Source organism: Candidatus Ishikawaella capsulata Mpkobe, assembly GCF_000828515.1.
GTDB classification, from domain to species: Bacteria; Pseudomonadota; Gammaproteobacteria; order Enterobacterales; family Enterobacteriaceae; genus Ishikawella; species Ishikawella capsulata.
In genome coordinates this window covers 333,580-357,394 of sequence record NZ_AP010872.1, presented here as the reverse complement: position 1 = coordinate 357,394, position 23,815 = coordinate 333,580, and the positions used below count along the sequence as shown (strand labels likewise).

The 23,815-nt window shown below is 30.5% G+C and carries 20 protein-coding genes and 1 tRNA gene; 2 read left to right on the top strand and 19 right to left on the bottom strand.

The features are described 5' to 3' along the window. Positions 1-9 precede the first annotated feature (9 nt). From mog to argF, 14 genes are all read right to left on the bottom strand, one after another. Positions 10-570 (bottom strand): molybdopterin adenylyltransferase, encoded by a 561-nt coding sequence (gene mog / locus ICMP_RS01565; protein WP_041069203.1) that lies wholly within the window; start codon positions 568-570, stop codon positions 10-12. A 68-nt stretch (positions 571-638) separates the two neighbouring features. After that, complete coding sequence (gene tal, locus ICMP_RS01560; protein WP_041069200.1) at positions 639-1,595, bottom strand: transaldolase; 957 nt, start codon at positions 1,593-1,595, stop codon at positions 639-641. 135 nt (positions 1,596-1,730) lie between these two features. Next, a complete protein-coding gene (thrC, locus tag ICMP_RS01555) occupies positions 1,731-3,017 on the bottom strand; it encodes a threonine synthase (protein ID WP_041069197.1) in 1,287 nt (428 codons plus the stop codon). A 3-nt stretch (positions 3,018-3,020) separates the two neighbouring features. Then, on the bottom strand, positions 3,021-3,950 hold the full coding sequence (thrB, locus tag ICMP_RS01550) for a homoserine kinase (RefSeq protein WP_041069193.1): 930 nt from the start codon (positions 3,948-3,950) through the stop codon (positions 3,021-3,023). 17 nt (positions 3,951-3,967) lie between these two features. Next, on the bottom strand, positions 3,968-6,418 hold the full coding sequence (gene thrA / locus ICMP_RS01545; RefSeq protein ID WP_041069191.1) for a bifunctional aspartate kinase/homoserine dehydrogenase I: 2,451 nt from the start codon (positions 6,416-6,418) through the stop codon (positions 3,968-3,970). Positions 6,419-6,843: 425 nt separating this feature from the next. Continuing rightward, entirely contained in the window at positions 6,844-7,002 is a 159-nt protein-coding gene (locus tag ICMP_RS03435) for a CreA family protein (RefSeq protein WP_158386961.1), read from the bottom strand. Further along, on the bottom strand, positions 6,999-7,127 hold the full coding sequence (locus ICMP_RS03470) for a CreA family protein (RefSeq protein WP_269446736.1): 129 nt from the start codon (positions 7,125-7,127) through the stop codon (positions 6,999-7,001). Before ICMP_RS03470 ends, ICMP_RS03435 begins: the two co-directional genes overlap by 4 nt. A 63-nt stretch (positions 7,128-7,190) precedes the next feature. Then, a complete protein-coding gene (gene radA / locus ICMP_RS01535; protein WP_041069188.1) occupies positions 7,191-8,567 on the bottom strand; it encodes a DNA repair protein RadA in 1,377 nt (458 codons plus the stop codon). Between the two features lie 103 nt (positions 8,568-8,670). Next, positions 8,671-9,114 carry a ribosomal protein S18-alanine N-acetyltransferase gene (gene rimI, locus ICMP_RS01530; RefSeq protein WP_041069185.1) on the bottom strand — a complete coding sequence of 148 codons (444 nt, stop codon included), beginning with the start codon at positions 9,112-9,114 and terminating at the stop codon, positions 8,671-8,673. Positions 9,115-9,325: 211 nt separating this feature from the next. Then, positions 9,326-9,407, bottom strand: a tRNA-Leu gene (locus ICMP_RS01525). Positions 9,408-9,563: 156 nt separating this feature from the next. Next, positions 9,564-9,950, bottom strand: a complete 387-nt coding sequence (locus ICMP_RS01520) for a Rid family detoxifying hydrolase (RefSeq protein ID WP_041070071.1) — start codon at positions 9,948-9,950, stop codon at positions 9,564-9,566. Positions 9,951-9,974: 24 nt separating this feature from the next. Beyond that, positions 9,975-10,460, bottom strand: coding sequence for an aspartate carbamoyltransferase regulatory subunit (gene pyrI / locus ICMP_RS01515; RefSeq protein WP_041069183.1), 486 nt, complete (start codon positions 10,458-10,460; stop codon positions 9,975-9,977). A 21-nt stretch (positions 10,461-10,481) separates the two neighbouring features. Continuing rightward, the gene (gene pyrB / locus ICMP_RS01510) at positions 10,482-11,411 is read right to left on the bottom strand and encodes an aspartate carbamoyltransferase (RefSeq protein ID WP_041069181.1); all 930 of its coding nucleotides are present in this window, start codon (positions 11,409-11,411) and stop codon (positions 10,482-10,484) included. A gap of 202 nt (positions 11,412-11,613) precedes the next feature. Continuing rightward, positions 11,614-12,618 carry an ornithine carbamoyltransferase gene (argF, locus tag ICMP_RS01505; protein ID WP_041069178.1) on the bottom strand — a complete coding sequence of 335 codons (1,005 nt, stop codon included), beginning with the start codon at positions 12,616-12,618 and terminating at the stop codon, positions 11,614-11,616. 180 nt (positions 12,619-12,798) lie between these two features. Here argF and ICMP_RS01500 point away from each other — a divergent pair, with 180 nt between their 5' ends. Both ICMP_RS01500 and ICMP_RS01495 read left to right on the top strand, forming a co-directional pair. Beyond that, on the top strand, positions 12,799-14,301 hold the full coding sequence (locus tag ICMP_RS01500; RefSeq protein ID WP_041069175.1) for a leucyl aminopeptidase: 1,503 nt from the start codon (positions 12,799-12,801) through the stop codon (positions 14,299-14,301). 307 nt (positions 14,302-14,608) lie between these two features. After that, positions 14,609-17,488, top strand: coding sequence for a valine--tRNA ligase (locus ICMP_RS01495; RefSeq protein ID WP_041069173.1), 2,880 nt, complete (start codon positions 14,609-14,611; stop codon positions 17,486-17,488). 89 nt (positions 17,489-17,577) lie between these two features. Here the strand turns inward: ICMP_RS01495 and ICMP_RS01490 are convergent, their stop codons facing one another. The 5 genes from ICMP_RS01490 to rbfA form a co-directional block, all read right to left on the bottom strand. Next, positions 17,578-19,266 (bottom strand): DEAD/DEAH box helicase, encoded by a 1,689-nt coding sequence (locus ICMP_RS01490; protein ID WP_052456817.1) that lies wholly within the window; start codon positions 19,264-19,266, stop codon positions 17,578-17,580. A gap of 358 nt (positions 19,267-19,624) precedes the next feature. Continuing rightward, entirely contained in the window at positions 19,625-21,718 is a 2,094-nt protein-coding gene (gene pnp, locus ICMP_RS01485; protein WP_041069171.1) for a polyribonucleotide nucleotidyltransferase, read from the bottom strand. A gap of 256 nt (positions 21,719-21,974) precedes the next feature. After that, complete coding sequence (gene rpsO / locus ICMP_RS01480; protein WP_041069169.1) at positions 21,975-22,244, bottom strand: 30S ribosomal protein S15; 270 nt, start codon at positions 22,242-22,244, stop codon at positions 21,975-21,977. Positions 22,245-22,401: 157 nt separating this feature from the next. Then, positions 22,402-23,352 carry a tRNA pseudouridine(55) synthase TruB gene (gene truB, locus ICMP_RS01475; protein WP_041069167.1) on the bottom strand — a complete coding sequence of 317 codons (951 nt, stop codon included), beginning with the start codon at positions 23,350-23,352 and terminating at the stop codon, positions 22,402-22,404. Further along, positions 23,349-23,756, bottom strand: coding sequence for a 30S ribosome-binding factor RbfA (gene rbfA / locus ICMP_RS01470; protein WP_052456816.1), 408 nt, complete (start codon positions 23,754-23,756; stop codon positions 23,349-23,351). Before rbfA ends, truB begins: the two co-directional genes overlap by 4 nt. Positions 23,757-23,815 lie beyond the last annotated feature (59 nt).

Genomic DNA, 23,815 nt, shown 5'->3' with positions numbered 1-23,815 from the left:
ATAATAAAATCAAGGTACGAATTTTTTTATTATTGCTGAATTAGTTTCTATATCGGGACCATCAAGGAGGTGTATACAATAAGGTATACAGGAAAAAATGCCTTCCACTACTATTTTCCCATTTTCATCTCTAATTCCTTCCAATGTTTCTCGAATTGATTTTGGTTGACCTGGTAAATTTAGGATTAAAGATTGTTTCCTAATTACACCAACTTGCCGTGAAAGAATAGCAGTTGGTACGAAATTAAGACTAATTCGACGCATGTGTTCTCCAAAACCAAAAACTTCACGATCGGCAATAGCTAGTGTAGCATCTGGAGTAACATCTCTTTTAGCAGGACCGGTACCACCAGCTGTTAAAATTAATTGACAAAAATATTCATCCACTAATTCACAGATTGTTTGTTCAATAATTAACTGTTCATCTGGTACTAATCTGGTTTTTTTTTCGAAGGGAGTAATTATAGCTTTAAGGAGCCAATTTTCTAATGTAGGAATATTATAGTCCTGATACAAACCATTAAAGGCGCGATCTGAAACGGAAATGAGACCAATACGTAACGAATTCATATGTTAATGTTCCCTTTTATGAAAATTAATAATTGAATCGGTAACTCTAGCTAATAATATATATAAAATTAGATTAAAGAACTGATAATTTTTTTTAATTTATTTTGATCAACGGCAAAATTACGAATTCCTTGTGCTAATTTATCTACTGCCATTGGATTATTATTATGTTGCCATAAAAATTCGGATTCAGTTATTTTTTCGGGACGTGGTTTCATAGCATGATTATTACTTGCTAATTTACATATTACATTACCTTTTGTGCTTGACAATTCTTTTAGTAAAATAGGAGAAATTGTTAAGTAATCGCATCCAGCTAACTCAATAATTTCATTTACATTACGAAAACTAGCACCCATAACTATGGTTTTATATCTATATTGTTTATAGTAATTATAGATCTTAGAAACAGAAATTACTCCGGGATCTTCAGATGGTTCATAACATTTCTTATCGGTGTTTAATATGTGCCAATCAAGGATGCGTCCAACAAATGGAGAAATTAAGTATACTCCTGCTTCAGCACAAGCTCTTGCTTGAGCAAAAGAGAATAATAAAGTCATGTTACAATTAATTCCTTCTTTTTCTAGTTGTTCAGCTGCACGAATTCCTTGCCAAGTGGCTGCTAATTTTATCAAAATACGATTATTACTAATACCAGCATCATTATAATGTTTAATTAAATTACGTGCTTTAACAATGCTATTATCAATATCATAAGAGTAATAAGCATCTATTTCAGTAGATATACGACCTGGGATTAATTTAAGAATTTCTATACCTATATAAACCCCTAATATTTCTGCTGCTATTTGGATTCGTTCTATTTTATTTTTACTTTGCTTACTAGCAAATTGGATAGATTTATTTATTAATTTCCGATATTCAGGTATATTCACAGCGTTTAAAATCAAAGAAGGATTTGTAGTAACGTCTTGAGGTTTATAATGTTTTATTTCCGATATATCACTTGTATCAGCAACAATAGTTGTCATTTGACGTAAGGAAGTAAGCTTATCCATCATTTTTTCTCTCAATTTGTCTCATGTCTTGAATAGTGTGATTTTTTTAATATAAATATTTTTATACAATGTATTTCTATATATTAATACCTAAAAAGTAAGTAATAGAGATTACATATCTTTAGGTAAATAATAAATTTATTGATCTTGTTTTAATAAAAAATTTTTTAATAAATCAAAATTTGCTGACATGGTATATGACAATAAAGGCAGGTTTTTTCTTTTTTCTAACTGTTCTGGAGGATTTAGCTGTTTTCCTACAATAGGTTCGATTCTATCCTGGAATTTAGCGGGATGTGCCGTACCAATAAATAATCCATATTCTTCTTTTTTTAAATTATTAATTAAGGCATAATAAGCAGTAGCAGCATGTGGTTCAGAGATATAACCGATATCAGCCATTTCCATAAGAGTGCTATTTGTCATTTTATCAGATACAGAACTATATGACAGTTCACTTAAACTCCAAGTTTTACGACGAAATAGCTCTTCAATTCGTACCCAATTATTTGGATTACTTATGTCCATAGCATTAGATAATGTTGCTACCGTAGCTTTTGGTAACCATTTGCCTGTACTAAGAAACCGAGGTACCGTGTCATTACTGTTGGTGGAAAAAATAAAACGTTTAATAGGTAATCCCAGTGATTTTGCGAGTAATCCAGCGGTTAAATTACCAAAATTTCCACTGGGTACTGAAATTACTAGTTGATTTCTTTTTTCTTTAGGTAATTGAGCTACTCCTTCAAAATAATAACAAATCTGTGCCAATAGCCTACTAATATTAATTGAGTTAGCAGAATTTAAGTTAATTTTTTCTCTTAACAATTTATCATCAAATGCTTGTTTTACTAATGTTTGGCAAGAATCAAAATCACCCTTGATGGCTATAGTGTCAATATTTTTTCCTAATGTGCAAAATAGTTTTTCTTGTAAAGAACTTATTTTACCTTGTGGATATAGGATGACTACACGGATATTGTGCATTCCATAAAATGCGTGGGCTACAGCAGCACCAGTATCTCCAGAAGTTGCAATCAATACGGTAGCACAATTGTTATTTAAATAAGCGAGCACACTGGCCATAAAACGTGCTCCAAAATCTTTAAATGCTAAAGTAGGACCATGAAATAGTTCTAAACAACTAATATTTTCTTTGACCGGTTTTACTATAGCTGGAAAAGAAAAAGCCTTTTTAAGAAGCATTCTCATATTATTTGGTTTAATTTCATTACCCGTGTAAACAGACAGAATTTTACTACTTCTATTCAGAAAATCCATTTCTAACATCATATCAATATCCCGTAGTTCAAACTCTGGTAAGTGAAGAGGAAAAAACAATCCTTGTTGTGAACCTAAACCTACCTTCACTGCTTGAGAAAAGCTTAGTTGTTCATTGTGATTTTTCAAATTGTAAAATTTCATTTATTACTCCATTTTACGTGCGCCAGCGATATCTAAACTACAAATATGTACAAAACCTTCATTATTTTGCAAATAATTTTGAATTAACCAATTTCTCATATTTTTAGCTACTTTAATATCATTACATACAGTAAATAATGTTGGTCCAGAACCTGAAATACCACACATAAACATACCAATATCTTGTGCTACTTTGCGAGCCTTCAAAAATCCTGGTATCAATTTGATACGATATGGTTCAGCAATAACATCCTGCATTAACTTGGCTGCTAGCAAAGGTTGATGAGTATGGCAAGCATGTATGAATCCTGCCAATAAACGCGCCTGTTTAATACAATTTATTTTACTGTAGTAAGAAGGTAAAACATTTCTGGCTTCAGATGTTGATATGCTAATACCGGGATATGCTATAATCCATAACCAATCTTCAAATATTGGTATAATATGGCTAAGATTATCATCTTCTTCAATAATTAATTGTAATCCACCTAAAAAGCTAGGAGCAACATTATCATAATGAACCCCACCAGAAATACATCCCTCTAGTTCCCCCATTAACTTCAATAATTGTATCTTATTTAACGGAAAACCACAGTATTGATTCATAACTACTAAAGTAGCAACTACAGAACAAGCGCTAGACCCCAATCCAGAACCAATAGGCATATTTTTTTCTAGTGTTATTTTCACTGGAACAATTTTACCTATTTTTTTACAAAAGCGTACCCAACATTGATAAACTATGTTTTTCTTAGGATCGTGAGGAAGTTTATTACAAAATATGCCTTTATTTTCTAACAAAAACTCATCTGCTTCTTCAATGGAAACACAATCGCCTAACAAACTACCATCTATTGGCAAAATAGCTGCACCCAATATATCAAATCCAACACTCACATTTCCAATTGAAGCTGGGGCATAAATTTTTAGCATTATTACGCTCCCAACATTTATGATAGTATACGTAATAAATCAGCAAAAACACCTGCTGCTGTTACGTTATTGCCTGCACCATAACCACGTAGTACCAATGGAATGGGTTGATAGTAATGACTGTAAAATGCCAAGGCATTTTCACCATTGTTTACTTTATAAAACGGATGATCACTATCTACAGCTTCAATTTTTACTGTACAAATACCGCCTTCATTAATATATCCAATGAATCGTAGCACTTTACCCATTGCATGTGCATTTTTAACACATGTTGCAAATTTTGTATCTACCTCTGGTAAACGTTGCATAAAATCTTCAACATTATTAATGTTTTTAAATTTTTCCGGCAATAAAGATTCAATCTTAATATCGCGTAATTCTAAATTATAACCGGCTTCACGCGCTAGAATAAGTAGTTTACGTGCTACATCCATCCCAAAAAGATCATCTCGAGGATCTGGTTCTGTAAATCCCATTTTACATGCTAACTGAGTTGCTTGGGAGAAACTTATACCTTCATCCAGCTTGCCAAAAATAAATGAAAGTGATCCAGAAAGAATACCGCAAAATGTTATTAGTTCATCACCAGCATGTAACAAATTTTGTAAATTTTCAATCACTGGTAATCCCGCACCTACATTAGTATCGTAGAGAAATTTCCGACCTGATGTGATTACTGTCTTACGTATTTGTTGATAATAATCCCAAGATGAGGTATTGGCTTTTTTATTGGGAGTTACAACGTGGAATCCACCTTTAAGGAAATTTGTATATTGGTCAGCAATAACTTGACTTGAAGTGCAGTCAACTATAACAGGATTAAGTAAATGATTTTCTTTTACTAAATTTATTAATTTTTTTAATATAAATGGTTTAGTAGATTTATTAAGTAATACCTGCCACTTATTAAGGTCAATACCATATATATCAATATGTGTAACTCTAGAATTTGCAATTCCACAAACTCTCATGTCAATATTTTTCTTTTTTAACCATAATTGTTGGCGTTGTAGTTGTTCCAGTAATGCTGTACCAACACCTCCAATGCCAATTATAAATACTTCAATTATCTGAGCAGTCTCAAATAATCTTTGATGTACAACTCTTACACCAGTAGTGGCATCATTATTATTAATTACCACAGAAATGGAACGTTCTGAAGAGCCTTGAGCGATGGCAATAACATTAATATTAGCATGAGCCAAAGCTGAAAAAAATTTAGCAGATATACCTCGTAATGTTCGCATGCCATCACCTACTACCGAAATAATAGCAATTTTATCTATTACTTCTAATGGATTAAGGAATCCTTCTTTAAGCTCTCGAGAAAATTCTTGTTCTAGTACACTTTTCGCACGAAGATGTTCGCTATGAGGAATACAAAAACTAATACTATATTCTGAAGAGGATTGGGTAATTAATGCAATCGAAATACCAGTAAGTGACATAGCCGAAAATACCCGGGCAGCAATACCTATCATACCTTTCATACCAGCACCAGATACATTCAACATTGTCATATTATTTAAACTGGTAATCCCTCTTACAGGATTTTCATTTGTATTATTAGCTATAGGTCCAATTAATGTACCACATGCAGTTGGATTATTAGTATTTTTAATTATACAAGGTATTTGAAATTGGGCAATGGGAGCAATAGTTCGAGGATGTAATACTTTAGCTCCAAAATATGATAGTTCCATAGCTTCTTGATATGATATTGCTTTTAATAAACGAGCTTCGGATACTTGACGAGGATCACAAGTATAAATGCCATCTACATCTGTCCAAATTTCACAACGTTCTGCACGTAAACACGCGGCTAAAACAGCTGCAGAATAATCTGAACCATTACGACCTAAGATTACAAGTTCACCATGTTCATTTCCAGCCGTAAATCCAGCCATTAAAATGAAATTTTCCTGGGGAATTTTAAGATTTGTAATACGGCGAGTTGATTCAGTAATATCAACTGTAGATTCCAGATAATTACCGACAGCCAATAATTTTTCTACTGGATTAATTACTGTAACACTATAATTATGTGATTTTAATAATGCCTCCATTATAGTAACTGACAGTTTTTCTCCCATACAAATAATTTTGGCATTTATATTTTCAGGGCATTGACCTAGCAGGTTAATACCTTCTAATCTTTGTTTAAGCGAACAAAATATTTTTTTAACACTTTCTTTTACAGTATTATACGGAAATGCTGGTTCTGCTACAAATAGACCATTTAATATTTCATCAAATATATATTCAGCATCTTTGATATTTGATATTGGATCTTGACCTGTAATCGTTTTTTCAATCATTTCTACTAAATTATTAGTTATTTTTGCTGGTGCCGATAGTACGGTTGCGATTTGCCCATGTTTTGCACTTTTTTCCAATATATTAGCTACTCGCAGAAAACCTTCCGCATTGGCGACCGATGTTCCCCCGAATTTCAGCACTCGCATAATTGCAAATCTCCTGATTTTGTAAACTTGTTAGATTTTTAAAAGCATATTTTGGATTAAAGTATTATCAATAAGAGTTTAACTAAGCAGGCATAATATTTTTGATTATGCATATATATGTTATATATAATTACTGATTGGATATTTCTAGAAATAAAGCAAAGTATAAATTAAGTCAACGAAATTATATTATGCTGCTATTTAGTAATATCTATTATAACGTTGATTAATCATATAAAATATTTTTCAATTAATCATTGGACATAACGATTTATTTTATTGATTCCATGGATGGATATAAACCACACTTAAAGCATTTTCCTGATATCCTGTCAATTTATCTAAATAAATTAACATATTACGGATTTTATCACAAAAAATTACTACTTTTAGTGTTTTTAACAATGAAGATTTCGGGAAATTGTTTAAAATAAAAACTTATTTTTATTATTACCAGTAGTAATTAATAGGTTAAGTTCTACAGGACCAATTTGCTTACAAGCAATAGATGCATTACACCATTTATCAAAACCCAAAATAGCTTGTAAAGTTCCAGTGTTGGGTGTACGAATAACATTCTTCACTTCAGGTCGGGATCATTAAAAGCTTCAATTGTAATATGCGAGTTATGACCATACATATGAAAACGGCTATCTACTGAACCAATTTCTTCCGCATGAATTAAATTAGGAAATAGCAATACTTTCATTAAAATGAAAAATACTATTTTTAGTTATCTCCATGAATATGTATTAACATATATATTTATATTTTAAAAATTTTTAATAATGTTTATGGCTTCAATTAATTTTCTTACGCTAAAAATTTTTATTTCTGGAATTGTTTTTTGTGGTTTATTAGCTATAGGTATAATTGCACGTTTAAATCCATGTTTAACTGCTTCATATATACGTTCATCACTATTTAGTACAGGACGTATCTCTCCATTTAAACCCAATTCGCCAAAAATTACTATATCTTGTGGAATTGGATAATTATGTAAACTAGAAGCTATAGCTAATAATATACATAAATCAGCACTAGTTTCAGTGATTTTTATACCTCCTACTACATTAATAAAAATATCATGATCAGTAACCTGTAATCCTCCATGACGATGGAGAATAGCTAAAAGCATTGCTAATCTATTTTGTTCAATACCTACTATTATGCGACGAGCATTGTTTAACGTAGAATAATCAACTAATACTTGAATTTCTACCAATAATGGTCTTGTTCCTTCCCAAAGAACCATTATTGAACTACCAGAAGTAATTTCTTGTGTATGAGATAAAAAAATAGCTGATGGATTATTTACTTCATTTATTCCTTGGTCAGTCATAGAAAAGATGCCTATTTCGTTGACCGCACCAAACCTATTTTTATTACTGCGCATAATACAAAAATATGATTTATTACTTTTTTCTAAAATTAATGAGCAATCTATACAATGTTCTAATACTTTTGGTCCTGCTAATGAACCATCTTTGGTAACATGCCCTACCATGATAATGGCTATATTATAATTTTTTGCAAAACGTGTTAAATAAGCAGCTGTTTCACGTATTTGTACTACACTACCAGGAGAAGAAGACACTTCAGTACTGTACATAACCTGTATAGAGTCTATTACTATTATTTGGGGATCTTCCTTATTAGCAAGGAAACATATTTTTTCAACATTAGTTTCCGCCAGCAATTGCATATTTTTAGTTTTTAAATTGAGCCTATGAGCACGTATGGCTATTTGTTGTAAAGATTCTTCACCTGTAACATAAAGAGTTTTTTTATTTTTAGAAAGCATATAAATTGTTTGTAGCAGTAAAGTCGATTTACCTATACCAGGATTACCTCCTACTAATATAGTACTTCCAGGTACAATGCCTCCTCCCAATACACGATCAAATTCTAGAAATCCAGTGGAATAACGCGATAAATTATCTATATTAATATCTGAGAGTTGTTGTATATTATTATCAGAAGATATCCATTCATATCCATAGTATTTTTTAGAATTTAAAAATAAATAATTTTCTGACTCCTTATGGATACTATTCCAAGATTGACAATTATTACATCGTCCTTGCCAACGAAGATAACTAGTTGAACATTTATTACAAAAAAAAGTGTATTTATGAATATTATTCAATAAGAATACCTTATCTCAGTAAAATATTAAATATGTAATATAAAGATATATCTCGATAGAGGAAAAATTATCACATATAATATAAATGTTCAAATAATATCTATTATATAATACTGCGGGCCATGATCATGGCATCTTCATATCCATTAACAGTCTTGTAATAGTTCAACCTACGATGAACACAATTAAAACCTAGTTTTTCATAAAAATAAATAGCAGGAAAATTTGATATTCTTACTTCTAACCATATAATGAAAATATTACGTTGTTGTAATTTTTTTATTAAATATTCTAATAGCTTTGATCCATAACCTCGTCTTTGATATATTGGATGAATAGATATCTTTAAAAGAGATGCTTCATCGATAATAACTTGAGTTATGGCAAAACCAACTATTGTTTTATTTAAAGATAGACACAAATTAAAATATTTTTTACCAGTATGTATAATAAATGTTTTTTTATCCCAGTTAGATAACTTATCACACTGTTCAATATTTACAACTTGGTCAATTTGATCATTAGTTAATGAAAATATTTCTATCATTATAAAAAATATACTTTATATAAAAAATCTGTTTTAAATGATTATCACATCACCAGTTTAAAATTACATATGAGTCATAATAGCTTAATCTAGCAAAAGCATATTGTAGTGTTAATAAGATTATATCTTTAGTATTTAAAGTTAATTTGTAATGTTTATTATTTTATAGTAAGATATTCATCTTACTAGCACTTTACAAGCTTAAAAATAGTGCCGAAGGCCGGATTTGAACCGGCATGTATTTCTACGGTTGATTTTGAGTCAACTGCGTATACCAATTTCGCCACTCCGGCTAAAGGTGAATTTTTTATTATATAATTCATAACATCAACTGTATAATAAGTATATTTATAGATAAATTTTTATACTTTATATATGTATATTTAATAAAGTATATGAATTTAGAAGCTATCGTTCAGAAGATATTGTTATCTTAATAAGCAGCATAATTAATATCGTATTGCAATAGCTTCCATTTCTATTTTAACATCTTTTGGTAGACGCGCTACTTCTACACATGAACGTGCGGGAAAAGATGCCTTATTTTTAAGGAAAAAACTAGCATAAGCTGTATTAATGATTGAAAAATCATTTAAATTTTTAATAAAAATAGTAGTTTTTACTATATGTCGTACTTGTAATCCAGCAGCTAATATAATGGCTTGTATATTATTAAGTACTTGATACGTTTGTAATGATACATCTTCCTCAATATTTCCACTGATAGGATCTATTGGAATCTGACCAGAAGTGATAACTAGATTTCCTAAATCTACCCCTTGAACATAAGGACCAATAGCACCAGGAGCATGTGGACTAACTATTGCTTTATACATATCTGAATACCTCATATATTCCATTTATAAACTGCTAAATAAGTTTATTTGGTTGCTTATTAAAATATTATATGGAAATTCGTTCTCGCAATACCTGCATTTCAGAAATATTTCACCTGAATAATTTTTAATTCTAAAACAAGAATTAATTAATTCACTATTGCTAATACAATTGCTATTTGTACAAATTAAAATTTTATTAACATATTCTGGTAATAAAGGACTAATCTTTGCTATAACTTCATAATCATTAATACAGTTTATTGTAGAATATGGAGCATAAATTGCTAAATTATTTATTTGATCTTGTGTTAAAAAAAAATTTTCTATTTTAATTAAATCTTTCCGTTCTAGCACTTGAGAAGGAAGATTTAATCCAATTGTAATTCTTTTTTCAGTATTAGACAAGCAAAAAAGGGATAATATTTTAAAACCAAAGTGAGCTGGGATATGGTCTATTACTGTTCCTATTTTAATTGCTTCAACTTGTATGTTCTTTTCTCTTATCATAAGATGTATTAACAGGATAATTTAATTATTATTTAATAGTAGCGACAATAGGGCTTGTCGAGTAAAAAGACCATTTCTGGCTTGCTTAAAATAATAAGCATAAGGAGTGTTATCAACATCTGTTGTAATTTCATCTAGGCGTGGTAGGGGATGAAGTATTTTCATATTTTCACGAGCCTGTAATAAATTTTCCGATCTTAATATAAAATGTGATTTTATATTAGAATATTCTGAAGGATCTAAACGTTCTTTTTGAATACGTGTCATATATATAATATCAAGAGATGGTATTACTTCTTCTATAGAATCATGAGAACTCCAAGAAATATTCTTTTCATCTAACATATTAGTTATATAACTAGGCATACTTAAAAGGTGTGGAGAAATAAAGAAAAACCGATTATTGGTAAATTTTGCTAATGCTTGTGTTAGAGAATGTACGGTACGACCGTATTTTAAATCTCCTACAATAGCTACATTTAAATTAGATAACCTATCTTGTGTTTCTTGAATGCTAAAAAGATCTAATAAAGTTTGAGTAGGATGTTGATTAGCTCCATCACCTGCATTAATAATCGGTATTCCGCCAGAAATTTTAGTAGCCAGTCGTGCAGCTCCTTCTTGTGGATGACGGAGGACAATTGCATCAACATAAGTGCTAATTACTAATATAGTATCGGTAAAAGTTTCGCCTTTTTTATTTAATGAAGTATTATTAGCATCTGCAAAACCTATTACTGATGCTCCCAATCTATGTATAGCACTTTCAAAAGATAGTCTTGTCCTCGTAGAGGCTTCAAAAAAGCAGCTGCCAATAACATTGTTCTTCAGCGGTTGTGATTCTTGAAGATTATCTTTAAAACGCGCAGTTCTGTATAAAACTAATTCCAGTTCTTCCTTCGTAAAATCATCTATAGATATAATATGTTTACGATATAACGGATTAGACATTTGTCTCTCCTCGATACATACTTAATTTAATATCTACCTGTAAGATATTGAAAATCTTGAAAAGAAACAACTCATCACTTTAAAGTTAGCACACCACTGTTTGATAGTATTCGTATATATTATATCTTTAATTATTTGATATCATTAATGATATGTTAAATAAAAATTAGAAATAATTTATTTGTTATAAAGTGCGAGTAATTCATAATTTTGCTAATGTAGCAACCATTATCGCCTTGATAATATGCAAACGATTTTCTGCCTGATCAAAAACAATACTGTGCTTAGACTCAAATATTGAGTTACTAACTTCTACACCATCTTTTAATAAATATTTATCTGCTATATGCAATCCTAGTTCAGTTTTATTATCATGCAATGCTGGTAAGCAATGTAGAAATTTTACGTTAGGATTATTAGTTAATTGTAACATAGCATCATTCACTTGATAACTTCGTAGTAAATTTATGCGTTCATTCCATTTTTCTTTAGATTCACCCATAGATACCCAAATATCAGTGTAAATAAAATCTACTCCTTCTACACCTTCATTAATATCACTGGTTAACATAATTTTACTGTTACTTCTATATAAAGTCCTGCATTCTTTAAAAATATTTGCTTTAGGCCAAAATGGTTTTGGTCCTATTAAACGCAAATCTAACCCCATTTGCACAGAAGCTTCTATAAGAGAATTACTTATGTTATTACTACAATCTCCCACATAAGCTAATTTCATATTTTCAATTGGTTTACCGGGTAATTTTTCTTGCATTGTTAATAGATCTGCTAGAATCTGAGTAGGATGAAATTCGTTTGTTAGACCATTCCAAACTGGTATACCAGCATGTTCGGCTAGAATTTTTAGTGATTCTTGATTATATCCACGATATTGAATACCATGATAGATCCTACCCAATATACGTGCCGTATCCTTGATTGACTCTTTTGATCCTATTTGATTTCCATTTGGTCCCAGATATGTAACATGTGCACCTTGATCATACGCAGCTACTTCAAAGGAACATCTCGTTCTTGTTGAATCTTTTTCAAAAATTAGAACTATATTCTTTTGTTTCAAATATTGTATTTCTTTATTATTTTTTTTAGATTTTTTTAAATATTTGGCAAATTTTAAAAGATTTAGTATATCAGAGGAAGTAAAATCAAGTAATCTAAGAAAATTACGTTGATAAAATTGATTCATATACTACCCATTGAATAGTTTATTGTTAATCTTTAATATATATTGAGATATTTAGAAATACAATTTATTTGTTATTATATTCAAAATAATTATTAATTAAAACATTTTTTTTCTATTATATGGATCCTATATAATATATTTTAATATTAAAAGTATATCGATCATAATTAAGGAATTTTTATGGAATTTAAAGTAAAAGATATTCAAGTGCAAAAATTGCATACTGCATGCATTATGGTTGGAATATTCACATCATATGGCTTATCACTTACTGCTAAAGAGTTAGATAAACTTAGCAATAACTACCTTAGTAATTTACTAAAAAAAGGTGAATTAGATGGAACAATAGGAACAAATTTATTGTTATATAATGTTCCAAATATTCCCATAGAACGGGTTTTATTAGTAGGATGTGGAGAAGAAAGCAACATAGATGCAATTCAGTATAAAAAAATCATTACCACCACCATAAATACATTAAAAAGTACTTGTGTGCCAGAGGTAGTATGTTTTTTGAATGAAATATATGTTAGAGACTGTGATAATTATTGGAAAATACGTCACGCTATAGAGAGCACTGCAGAATCACTTTATGATTTTAATCAACTAAAAAGCACACAAAATATAATCCGTCACAACTTGAATAGTATGATTTTCAATGTATCTTCTTATGAATTAAAGAACGCGCAAAATGCTATTCAACATGGTTTAGCTGTTGTAACAGGAGTACGAGAAGCTAAAAACTTAAGTAATTTACCACCTAATATTTGTAATGCTAGATATTTAGCTTTAAAAGCATGTCAATTATCGGAACAATATAGTAAAAAAATAAAAACATCCCTTATTGACAAGAAAAAAATGGAAGAACTTGGAATGAATGCTTATTTAGCTGTAGGAGCAGGATCGCATAATGAGCCATTAATGTCCGTTATAGAATATAAAGGTGATAAAAATCCGGATGCACATCCGATTGTATTAATTGGTAAAGGTCTAACTTTTGATTCTGGAGGTATCTCTATCAAACCATCACAGGCTATGGATGAAATGAAATACGATATGTGCGGAGCAGCTTCGGTTTATGGTGTGATGTGTATGGTTGCTAAAATGAATTTACCTTTAAATATATTAGGTATATTAGCAGGATGTGAAAATATGCCAGATGGACGTGCTATGCGTCCAGGAGACGTATTAACTACTATGTCTGGAAAAACAGTAGAAGTTTTAAATACTGATGCAGAGGGTCGTTTAGTATTGTGTGATGTACTCACTTATATTGAACGTTTTCAACCAGAATTAGTAATTGATATTGCTACTTTAACTGGAGCTTGTATTATTGCACTCGGCCATCATGTTAGTGGGTTAATGTCCAATAGAGATGTTTTAGCTAATGAGTTAATTTATGCTGGTGAACAATCTGGTGATCTAGTATGGCGTTTACCATTGTTAAAACAGTATCAAGAGCAGTTAAAATCCACCTTTGCCGATATAGCAAATATTGGTGGACGTCCTGCTGGTACAATTACTGCTGCTTGTTTCCTCAGTCAATTTGCTTATAAGTATGATTGGGCTCATCTAGATATTGCCGGTACTGCTTGGAATAGTGGTAAATTAAAGGAGGCAACTGGTCGTCCAGTGCCATTATTATCTCAATTCCTAATAAATCGTGCTCATTTAAAGGAATAAATAAATAAACTATTCGGGTAATACATTCATTACTACATGATATTTTAAGCTAAAATTTAGCTTTTAACATCTCAGTATAGATAACTCTGGGGCGTTATGAAATTAAAAATAATTATGTTACATAATATAATATATTAATTACTTTCATCTTTAAGTGTACTACACTTGTAGACTATATTTAAGTTGGCAAAATAATTAGCGCTTATGAATTATAAAAAAAGTTGATCCTTAATCACAATAAAATATACCATAAGATTATTTTTCAGGTAAATAGCCATTTAACCCCTTATCAGAAAACAAGAAAATAATGGAAAAACAATATAATCCTAATAATTTTGAACAAAATATATATCATTATTGGGAAAATAAAGGTTATTTTAAATCAAATAATGATGTTAAAAGAGAAAATTTCTCTATCATGCTTCCACCACCTAATGTTACTGGTAGTTTGCATATGGGTCATGCTTTTCAGCAAACCATTATGGATATAATAATAAGATATCAACGTATGCAAGGTAAAAATACTTTATGGCAGGTAGGAATCGATCATGCTGGTATTGCAACTCAAATGTTAGTTGAACGTAGACTTGCTATTGAAGAAAAAAAAACGCGTAATGATTATGGCCGTGAGGAATTTATAAACAAAATTTGGCAATGGAAAGCGGAATCTGGCGATATGATTACAAATCAAATGCGGCGTTTAGGTAATTCTGTAGATTGGGAACGTGAGCGTTTTACTATGGACGAGGATTTTTGTAAAGTTGTCAGATATGTATTTATTAGACTTTATAAAGATAAATTAATTTATCGGGGTAAACGCTTAGTAAATTGGGATCCGAAATTGCATACTGCTGTATCAGATTTAGAAATCCAAAATAAAGAATCGAAAGGTTTAATGTATTACATACGCTATCCACTGATAAGTGGGGCTAAAACTATTGAGGGTAAAGAATATTTAATTGTTGCAACTACTCGACCAGAAACTTTATTTGCTGATGTTTGTATAGCTATACATCCACAAGATAATAGATATAAACATCTTATAGGAAAAAAAGTAAAATTACCTTTAGTTAATCGTTGTATCCCTATTATTAGTGATGAATACGCTGATATAAAAAAAGGTACAGGTTGTGTAAAAATCACTCCAGCTCATGATTTTCATGATTATGAAGTAGGTCGCAGACATCATCTTTTCATGATAAATATTTTTACTTTTGACGCTAAAATAAGAGAAAAAGCACAAATTTTCGATAATAAAGGACATGAAGTAAATTCATTACAAAATATTATTCCTTTAAATTTCCAAAACCTGGATCGTTTTACTGCTCGTGAAGCTGTTATAGATGCTATCAATCAGTTAGGGCTACTTGAGGAAATCAAGTCACATAATTTAATATTACCGTATAGTGATCGTAGTGAAGTCATAATTGAACCTATGCTAACTGATCAATGGTATGTTCGTACCGATCAGCTGGCTAAAGTAGCGATTAAAGCTGTAGAAAGTGGAGAGATCAAAATTATACCTAAACAATACGAAAATATGTATTTTTCTTGGATGAATAATATTCAAGATTGGTGTATTTCTCGTCAACTGTGGTGGGGACATCGCATACCTGCATGGTACACTGATAATGGAAAAGTATATGTAGGTCATAATGAGAAAGAAATCAGAGAAGAAAATGATTTAAGCGAAGATATTTTGTTGTATCAAGATAAAGATGTTCTTGATACTTGGTTTTCTTCTAGTTTATGGACTTTTGCAACTTTAGGATGGCCAGAAAATACCAAAGAATTACTTGCTTTTCATCCTACTAGCGTTTTAGTAAGTGGCTTTGATATTATATTCTTCTGGATTGCACGTATGATCATGCTTACTATGCATATAATCAAAAATACTGATGGGACACCTCAAGTACCTTTTAAAACTATTTATATTACTGGTTTAATTCGTGATGAAGAAGGACATAAGATGTCTAAATCAAAAGGAAATGTCATTGATCCCATTGATATAATTGATGGTATTTCTTTAGAAGATCTTATAAAAAAAAGAACAAGTAATATGATGCAACCACATTTAGCTGATAAAATTCGGAAATGTACTATAAAACAATTTCCTAAAGGTATTAAACCTTATGGAACAGATGCATTGCGATTTACCTTAACATCATTAGCTTCCACTGGTCGCGATATTAATTGGGATATGAAACGTCTTGAAGGATATCGTAATTTTTGCAACAAACTTTGGAATGCTAGTCGTTTTGTGCTGCTACATACTGATACTGTAGATAAAAATTATTCATATAAGAATCATAATATAAAAATATCAATAGCCGATCGATGGATATTAAGTGAATTTAATAATACTGTAAAATCTTATCGTGAAGCACTTGATAATTATCGCTTTGATATGGCAGCTTATATAATTTATGATTTTACTTGGAATCATTTTTGTGATTGGTATTTAGAGTTAACTAAACCCATAATTTCTCATGGAGTTTTAGAAGAAGTAATAGCCACTAGAACTACTTTGCTCAATATATTAGAATCACTACTTCGATTAGCTCATCCCATTATTCCTTTTATAACTGAAGAAATTTGGCAACGCATTAACTGTATAAAAGGAACTACTAAAGATTCAATAATGTTGCAAAAAATTCCCCAATATGACCCCAAAAAAGAAGATGAGGAAGCTCAAAAATATATAGAATGGATTAAAGAATTTGTTATCACTGTGCGTGGTATTAGAAAAGAAATGAATATTCCTCTCAATAAATTACTAGATGTGATCATCAAAAATACTTCAGGAGATATTGAATTTTTCATAAAAAATAATTATAAAACTATAGTACATCTAGCTCGTCTTAATAGTTTAATTATATTACCTGATAATAAACAAACAATGCCATTGTCTATTACTAAAATCATAAATCAAGCAGAAGTAATAATTCCAATAAAAGATTTATTAGATGTCAAATTAGAATTAAATAGGCTAAGTAATGAAATAAATAAAATTGATAAAGAGATAGAAATAATTTCTTGTAAATTTAAAAATAAAAATTTTATTTTATATGCTAAAAAAGAGATTCTTGCTAAAGAAAAAGCTCGTCTAGAAATATTAGACAAAATTAAAAATAAGCTCATAAAACAAAAAAATACCATGGCAAAAAGCACTAATAATACTCTATAATATATGTTGCATATTAACGCATTTTATTGAATTAATCTGCTTGAAATTACTTATTAAATAATAACGGGCTTAGTACCTGTAAATCAAATTTATCGGCGACGTGAATTATTTTGATAAGTATTTTTATTCTTAAGTAATTTTATATTCATTGGTTTATTTAAAATTCGTGTACGAGCGCAATTTTTAAATATATCTATTGGGATGTTTTTAGGAAGTTCAATGATTGCATGTGAATCAAATAATTTAATATTTCCTATATAAGAACTCTTAATACCTACTTCATTAGCAATAATACCTACTATATGACGTATTTCTACACCATCATGTCGTCCTACATCTATCCGATAAAGTTCCATTTCTTTACGACAAGCCATTGCACCACTTTTTTTTCGCCTTTCAATATTTTTATAATTTGCTTTTTTATCATGACTAAGTTGATGCTTATGATGGTGTATTGGTTTATCTGGAGGTACAATCAATGGACGTTTTCCTTGAGCCATCTTTAATAATGCAGTTGCTAATGCTTCTATAGCAATTTGTTTTTTTTCAGAAATTTTTTTTAATAATATATTATACTGTTCTATATCTTTACTTAAAAGTTCATGTTGTACTAGTTCCACAAATTTTTCTTGTCGGCGTTCACTAAGGAACTCCGTATTAGGAAGCCTCACTTCTTTAATATTAGATTTAATAGAACGTTCAATATTATATAGTAAACGACGCTCCCTTCTTTCTACAAATAATAGGGCTCTACCCGCTCTTCCCGCACGTCCAGTACGACCAATACGATGTATATATGATTCTACATCTAGTGGAATATCATAATTGATTACTAAACTAATTCTTTCTACATCCAAACCACGTGCTGCAACATCTGTTGCAATTAAAATATCTAAATTACCATTTTTAAAACGTTCTAAAGTTTTTTCCCGAACGATTTGATTCATATCCCCATTTAGGGCAGCACATTTATAACCGTTAAGATATAAAAATTCTGCTAATTCTAATGTCATATTTTTCGTACGCACAAAAACAATAGCGGCATCAAAATCTTCAGCTTCTAAGAAGCTCAATAATGCTGCTTTTTTGCAACTATAGGCGTACCAATAATATTGACTAATATTTGGCCTAGTAGTTATATTTGATTGGATGCGGATATCATGTGGTTCTTTCATAAATCTTCGGGTAATTCGCCTAATTTCTTCTGGCATCGTAGCAGAAAATAAAACAGTTTGACGTTTAGAGGGAATATTGGACATAATTGTTTCAACATCTTCAATAAATCCCATTCTTAACATTTCATCCGCTTCATCTAAAACTAAACATCTTAACTGAGAAAGATTTAAGGTACCTCGCTTAAGATGATCAAGTAAACGTCCTGGGGTACCGACTACAATTTGTGGACCTTGACGTAAACCTTTTAACTGTATGTCATATCGTTGTCCACCATAAAGAGCCAATACATTAACACCTCGCATATGTTTAGCAAAATCATTACATGCTCCTGTTACCTGAACAGCTAATTCTCGTGTTGGAGCTAATACTAATATTTGAGGTGATTCTAATTTTAGATCAATATTATTTAATAATGGTAGAAAAAATGCCGCTGTTTTGCCACTACCTGTTTGAGCCATACCGAGGACATCATTACCTTCTAATAGATATGGAATACAAGCAAGTTGAATAGGCGAAGGTTTCTCATAACCCATATCTTTTAGAGCAGAAAGTATATTTTTATTGAGCCCAAAATCAGCAAAAGAAGTTTTTATATTACTCATGTATTATATGTATCTCTTATATTTTAATCGCTAACTTATTATAATATGTATAAAACTATATATATCTGCTATATATAGATAGTAAAATATTTTTATAAACACCTTAACCAGCAAAATATTCTGACTTGTTACCAATATGAAAAGATTTTATCTTTAATTCATGTAATAATTTTTATTATACCACTTAAATAAGATATACTAGATTTACATCTGATTAGTTATTTACATGATATTCAATCATAATTTTTTCTTATAGGCAACAAACTTTAAAAGTGCTTTAATTATCTAATTTATCCTCAATAACAGAATCAATATTACGATTATGATTTAAATCTATAAATCAAATTTTTGATAATAATTAAAACTTAGATAGCGTCGTTAGCGCTGCTTTAATACTTAGACGTATGCGATTTTGACGATCTACTTCTAGGACTTTGACCATTACTTCTTGTCCAATCTTAAGGTAATCACTAACTGTTTGAACATGATTATTTGCAATTTGAGAAATATGTACTAGTCCTTCTTTATTCCCAATACTTACAAATGCTCCAAAATCCACAATACGTGTCACTTTACCAGTATAAATATGCCCGACTTCTATGCCAGCGATTATTTCTTCTATACGACAAATTGCTGCTTTTACTTTTAGATAATCACTTGCTATAACTTTTACTATACCATTATCACCTATTTCTATATTTGCACCTGTTTCTTCAGACATAGCTCTAATAACGACTCCACCTCTACCAATGATATCTTTAATTTTGTTTTTATTAATGCGAATAATTTGAATTCTTGGAGCAAATTCAGAAATTTCTTTGCGTGGTTCACTAATTGCTTGTTCCATAACTTTTAGTATCTTTCTACGAGCACATTTTGCTTGGTTGAGCGCTAATCGCATAATTTCTGCAGTTATCCCTTCAATTTTTATATCCATTTGTAAAGCTGTAATACCATTATAAGTACCAGCAACTTTAAAATCCATATCTCCTAAATGATCTTCATCACTTAAAATATCAGAAAGAACAATAATTTCCTGATCTTTTTTGACTAATCCCATGGCAATACCGGCTACCGCAGATTTTATAGGCACTCCTGCATCCATCAGTGCTAAAGATGCCCCACATACAGAAGCCATGGAAGAAGAGCCATTAGACTCTGTAATCTCTGATACTATACGTATAGTATAAGGAAAAATATCATCTTGTGGCATGATAGGGAGTAAACTCCTTTTTGCTAAACGTCCATGACCTATTTCACGGCGTTGAGGTGAACCAATCATACCAATTTCTCCTACAGAATAAGGAGGAAAATTATAGTGAAATAGGAAATTTTCCACTTTTTCACCCATTATTCCATCCATATTTTGTGCATCACGAGCAGTACCCAATGTAGCTGATACTAATGCTTGTGTTTCACCACGAGTAAATAAAGCTGAACCATGAGTACGTGGTAACACACCAGTTCGTACATCAATACTACGAACCATGTTTTTGTCACGACCGTCAATGCGAGATTCGCCATTAAATAAACGATTACGTACTATTTGCTTCTCAATAGAAGATATTAGGTATGTAATTTCAGCTTCTGAAATAAGATTATCAGATGATAAAGCAGCGATAGCATCATTTTTTATTAATTTAATTTCTTCATGACGGGCTTGTTTTTCGCGAATACGATAAGCATGATCAAGACGTTCTTCGGTCAGTTCAATAATCTGTTGATTTAATGTTTCATTTATAGGTGATGGTTGCCAATTCCACATTGGTTTACCTGCATTCTTCACCAAAATATTAATATTTTCAATAATTTTTTTTTGTTTATTGTGACCAAAAATAACAGCTTCTAGTATTTGTTCTTCAGTAAGCAAATTTGCTTGTGATTCCACCATTAATACAGCTTTTTCTGTACCCGTAACTATTAAATCTAAATGAGAATATTTACTATCATCAGTGGTAGGATTAAGAATGTATTCTTCATTAATGTAACCTATACGAGCAGCTCCAATAGGACCATGAAAAGGAATACCTGAAATAGAAAGAGCAGCAGATGTCCCTATTATTGCTATAAGATCGGGATTAATCTGTGGATTAAGAGAAACAACTGTTGCTATTATTTGTATTTCATTCAAAAATCCTTCAGGAAAAAGAGGTCTTATAGAACGATCAATGAGACGAGATATAAGAGTTTCATTCTCATTAGGACGACCTTCTCGGCGAAAAAAACCTCCTGGGATGCGTCCAGCAGCATAAGTGCGTTCCTGGTAATTAACAGTTAGTGGAAAAAAACCTTTATTATCTTTAGGTTTTTTTTGTGCAACCACCGTTATTAATACTGCAGTATCATCCATACTTGCCATAACAGCTGAAGTTGATTGACGTGCCATTATACCGGTTTCTAATGTAACAATATGTTGACCATATTGAAATTTATGTATGATCGGGTTAAGCAAAATTAATACCCTTACCTTAACTAGTAGCAAGCTATTATTCAGCTTACTTATTATGGATTATTGATATTCATAAACTGATTTGCAATCCGTAATACATGTTAGCATGCATTCAGTTATAATATATTTTATACGGATAGTAATCAGAAATATAAACTATATAATTATTAATTATAAAAACATCAGTATTTTTAATCAAATTTATTTAAAATAAACTATTTAATGATTAATTACTGTAAACTTATAAAGTATATTTACGTTAACGACGAATACCTAATTTTGCTATTAGATTGGTATATCGTGTAATACTTTTGTTTTTTAAATAATCTAGTAATTTGCGACGTTGTGAAACCATATGCAGTAAGCCACGACGACTATGATGGTCCTTTTTATGCTTAATGAAATGATCTTTTAAGTGATCTATATGAGCTGTTAGTAACGCAATCTGAACATCTACCGAACCACTATCATTAGCATTTCTACCGTATTTAATAATAATATCTGATTTATTTTTCAAAATAAGAGACATAAATAGTCTACTCCTGTTATGAATCAATATATGTTGCTGATCTATAATTCAGCAATTTTTTGTATGATGGAAGAGAAGATGTTTATCATATTAAGATGATAAACATCTTCTTAAAGCTTTGATTAAAAACTTGCTGGATGTTTCTCTCAGAAATAAATTATTTTACAACAATAGATTGAGATACTAGACGATGAGGTGCTAAGTAAAAATTATTAAATAATGCTATACCAATAAAGATATTATCTTTACCTTCAGTGACCTTCACTATGCCTTCATATAAAAAATTTTTTACTTTCACTGTTTGTCCTTTTTTAAAACGAGATGCTGTATCCGAGGATAAATTAATAATTGGTAACTCTATTAAAGTACTATCTATTGGTAATAAGAGTAAATCTAATAATTTGAGAGGAGAAATATTCTGTTTTATAGCAGATTGTATAATCTGATGTAAATGACATAATGATACCATACTATTAACAGGATAATGACCTACTTGCAAACGGTGTAATTTAATTACATGAGCTCCACATCCTAATATTTCTCCTAAACTATCAATAATAGTACGAATATATGTACCTTTAGAACAGCAAATTTCTAATTCTAATTCTTCATTTCTCCATTCAATGAGATGTAAATTATGCACAGTAATTAGACGAGGTTTGCGTTGTATATTAATTCCTTTTTTTGCATACTTATAGAGCTGTTTACCATGATATTTTACAGCTGAAAACATTGGAGGTGTCTGTAAAAAATCTCCTCTAAATTTTTCTAATGCTCCATTGAGATGTACTTGAGTAAATGTAATAGGACGTTTTTGAATGATGCTACCGTAAGAATCAGCAGTAGTAGTATTTTCTCCTAATCTTGCAACTACATGATAATTTTTTTTTGCATTTAACAAATATTGAGCAAATTTAGTGGCTTCTCCAAAGCAAATAGGCAACATACCAGTTGCTATTGGATCTAATGTACCAGTATGCCCAGCTTTATTTGCATAATAAATTTTTTTCACATCTTGTAGTATGGTATTAGAAGAAGGCCCTTGATGTTTATCAACAAGAAGTATTCCATGTACATCTCTTTTATAATTATGAGGAACAAAAATCATTTACCTAATTTACCTATTCTAATAGTACCCTCATAATATCTCCTATTTTTTGAAATATTGCTAATGAGATTATCCATATATATTCCATTCATGACAGATTGATCATGGAAAAAATTTAATATTGGCACAATACGCATATACATATTTTTGCTTAATAATTTACGAATATATCCCGATGCGTCTTTAAGAGCTTCCAATCCATTTGGCACTATATTTTCATCTTTTACTAAATTACAAAAAGTTACAAAAATTTTTGCATAGGCAAAATCACGTGAAACTTCAACACTAGATACTGTAACTAGCATATGTAAGCGAGGATCTTGAATTTCACGCTGTAATATAATAGCTATTTCTTTTTGTAATTGCTGTGATATTCGTTGCGAACGATTGAATGTTTTTAACATTTTCTATATTATTTCCTACAATGCTTAAGGAGACGACTCATAAATCTCCTTAACTATAA

Coding starts and splice junctions, on each gene's coding strand:
- rbfA (WP_052456816.1), bottom strand. CDS start 23,756: ATGTTAAAAACATTCAATCGTTCGCAACGAATATCACAGCAATTACAA.
- thrA (WP_041069191.1), bottom strand. CDS start 6,418: ATGCGAGTGCTGAAATTCGGGGGAACATCGGTCGCCAATGCGGAAGGT.
- rimI (WP_041069185.1), bottom strand. CDS start 9,114: ATGATAGAAATATTTTCATTAACTAATGATCAAATTGACCAAGTTGTA.
- pyrB (WP_041069181.1), bottom strand. CDS start 11,411: ATGTCTAATCCGTTATATCGTAAACATATTATATCTATAGATGATTTT.
- ICMP_RS03470 (WP_269446736.1), bottom strand. CDS start 7,127: ATGAAAGTATTGCTATTTCCTAATTTAATTCATGCGGAAGAAATTGGT.
- mog (WP_041069203.1), bottom strand. CDS start 570: ATGAATTCGTTACGTATTGGTCTCATTTCCGTTTCAGATCGCGCCTTT.
- ICMP_RS01500 (WP_041069175.1), top strand. CDS start 12,799: ATGGAATTTAAAGTAAAAGATATTCAAGTGCAAAAATTGCATACTGCA.
- pyrI (WP_041069183.1), bottom strand. CDS start 10,460: ATGATAAGAGAAAAGAACATACAAGTTGAAGCAATTAAAATAGGAACA.
- rpsO (WP_041069169.1), bottom strand. CDS start 22,244: ATGTCTCTTATTTTGAAAAATAAATCAGATATTATTATTAAATACGGT.
- thrC (WP_041069197.1), bottom strand. CDS start 3,017: ATGAAATTTTACAATTTGAAAAATCACAATGAACAACTAAGCTTTTCT.
- ICMP_RS01520 (WP_041070071.1), bottom strand. CDS start 9,950: ATGTATAAAGCAATAGTTAGTCCACATGCTCCTGGTGCTATTGGTCCT.
- thrB (WP_041069193.1), bottom strand. CDS start 3,950: ATGCTAAAAATTTATGCCCCAGCTTCAATTGGAAATGTGAGTGTTGGA.
- truB (WP_041069167.1), bottom strand. CDS start 23,352: ATGATTTTTGTTCCTCATAATTATAAAAGAGATGTACATGGAATACTT.
- argF (WP_041069178.1), bottom strand. CDS start 12,618: ATGAATCAATTTTATCAACGTAATTTTCTTAGATTACTTGATTTTACT.
- ICMP_RS01495 (WP_041069173.1), top strand. CDS start 14,609: ATGGAAAAACAATATAATCCTAATAATTTTGAACAAAATATATATCAT.
- ICMP_RS01490 (WP_052456817.1), bottom strand. CDS start 19,266: ATGAGTAATATAAAAACTTCTTTTGCTGATTTTGGGCTCAATAAAAAT.
- tal (WP_041069200.1), bottom strand. CDS start 1,595: ATGATGGATAAGCTTACTTCCTTACGTCAAATGACAACTATTGTTGCT.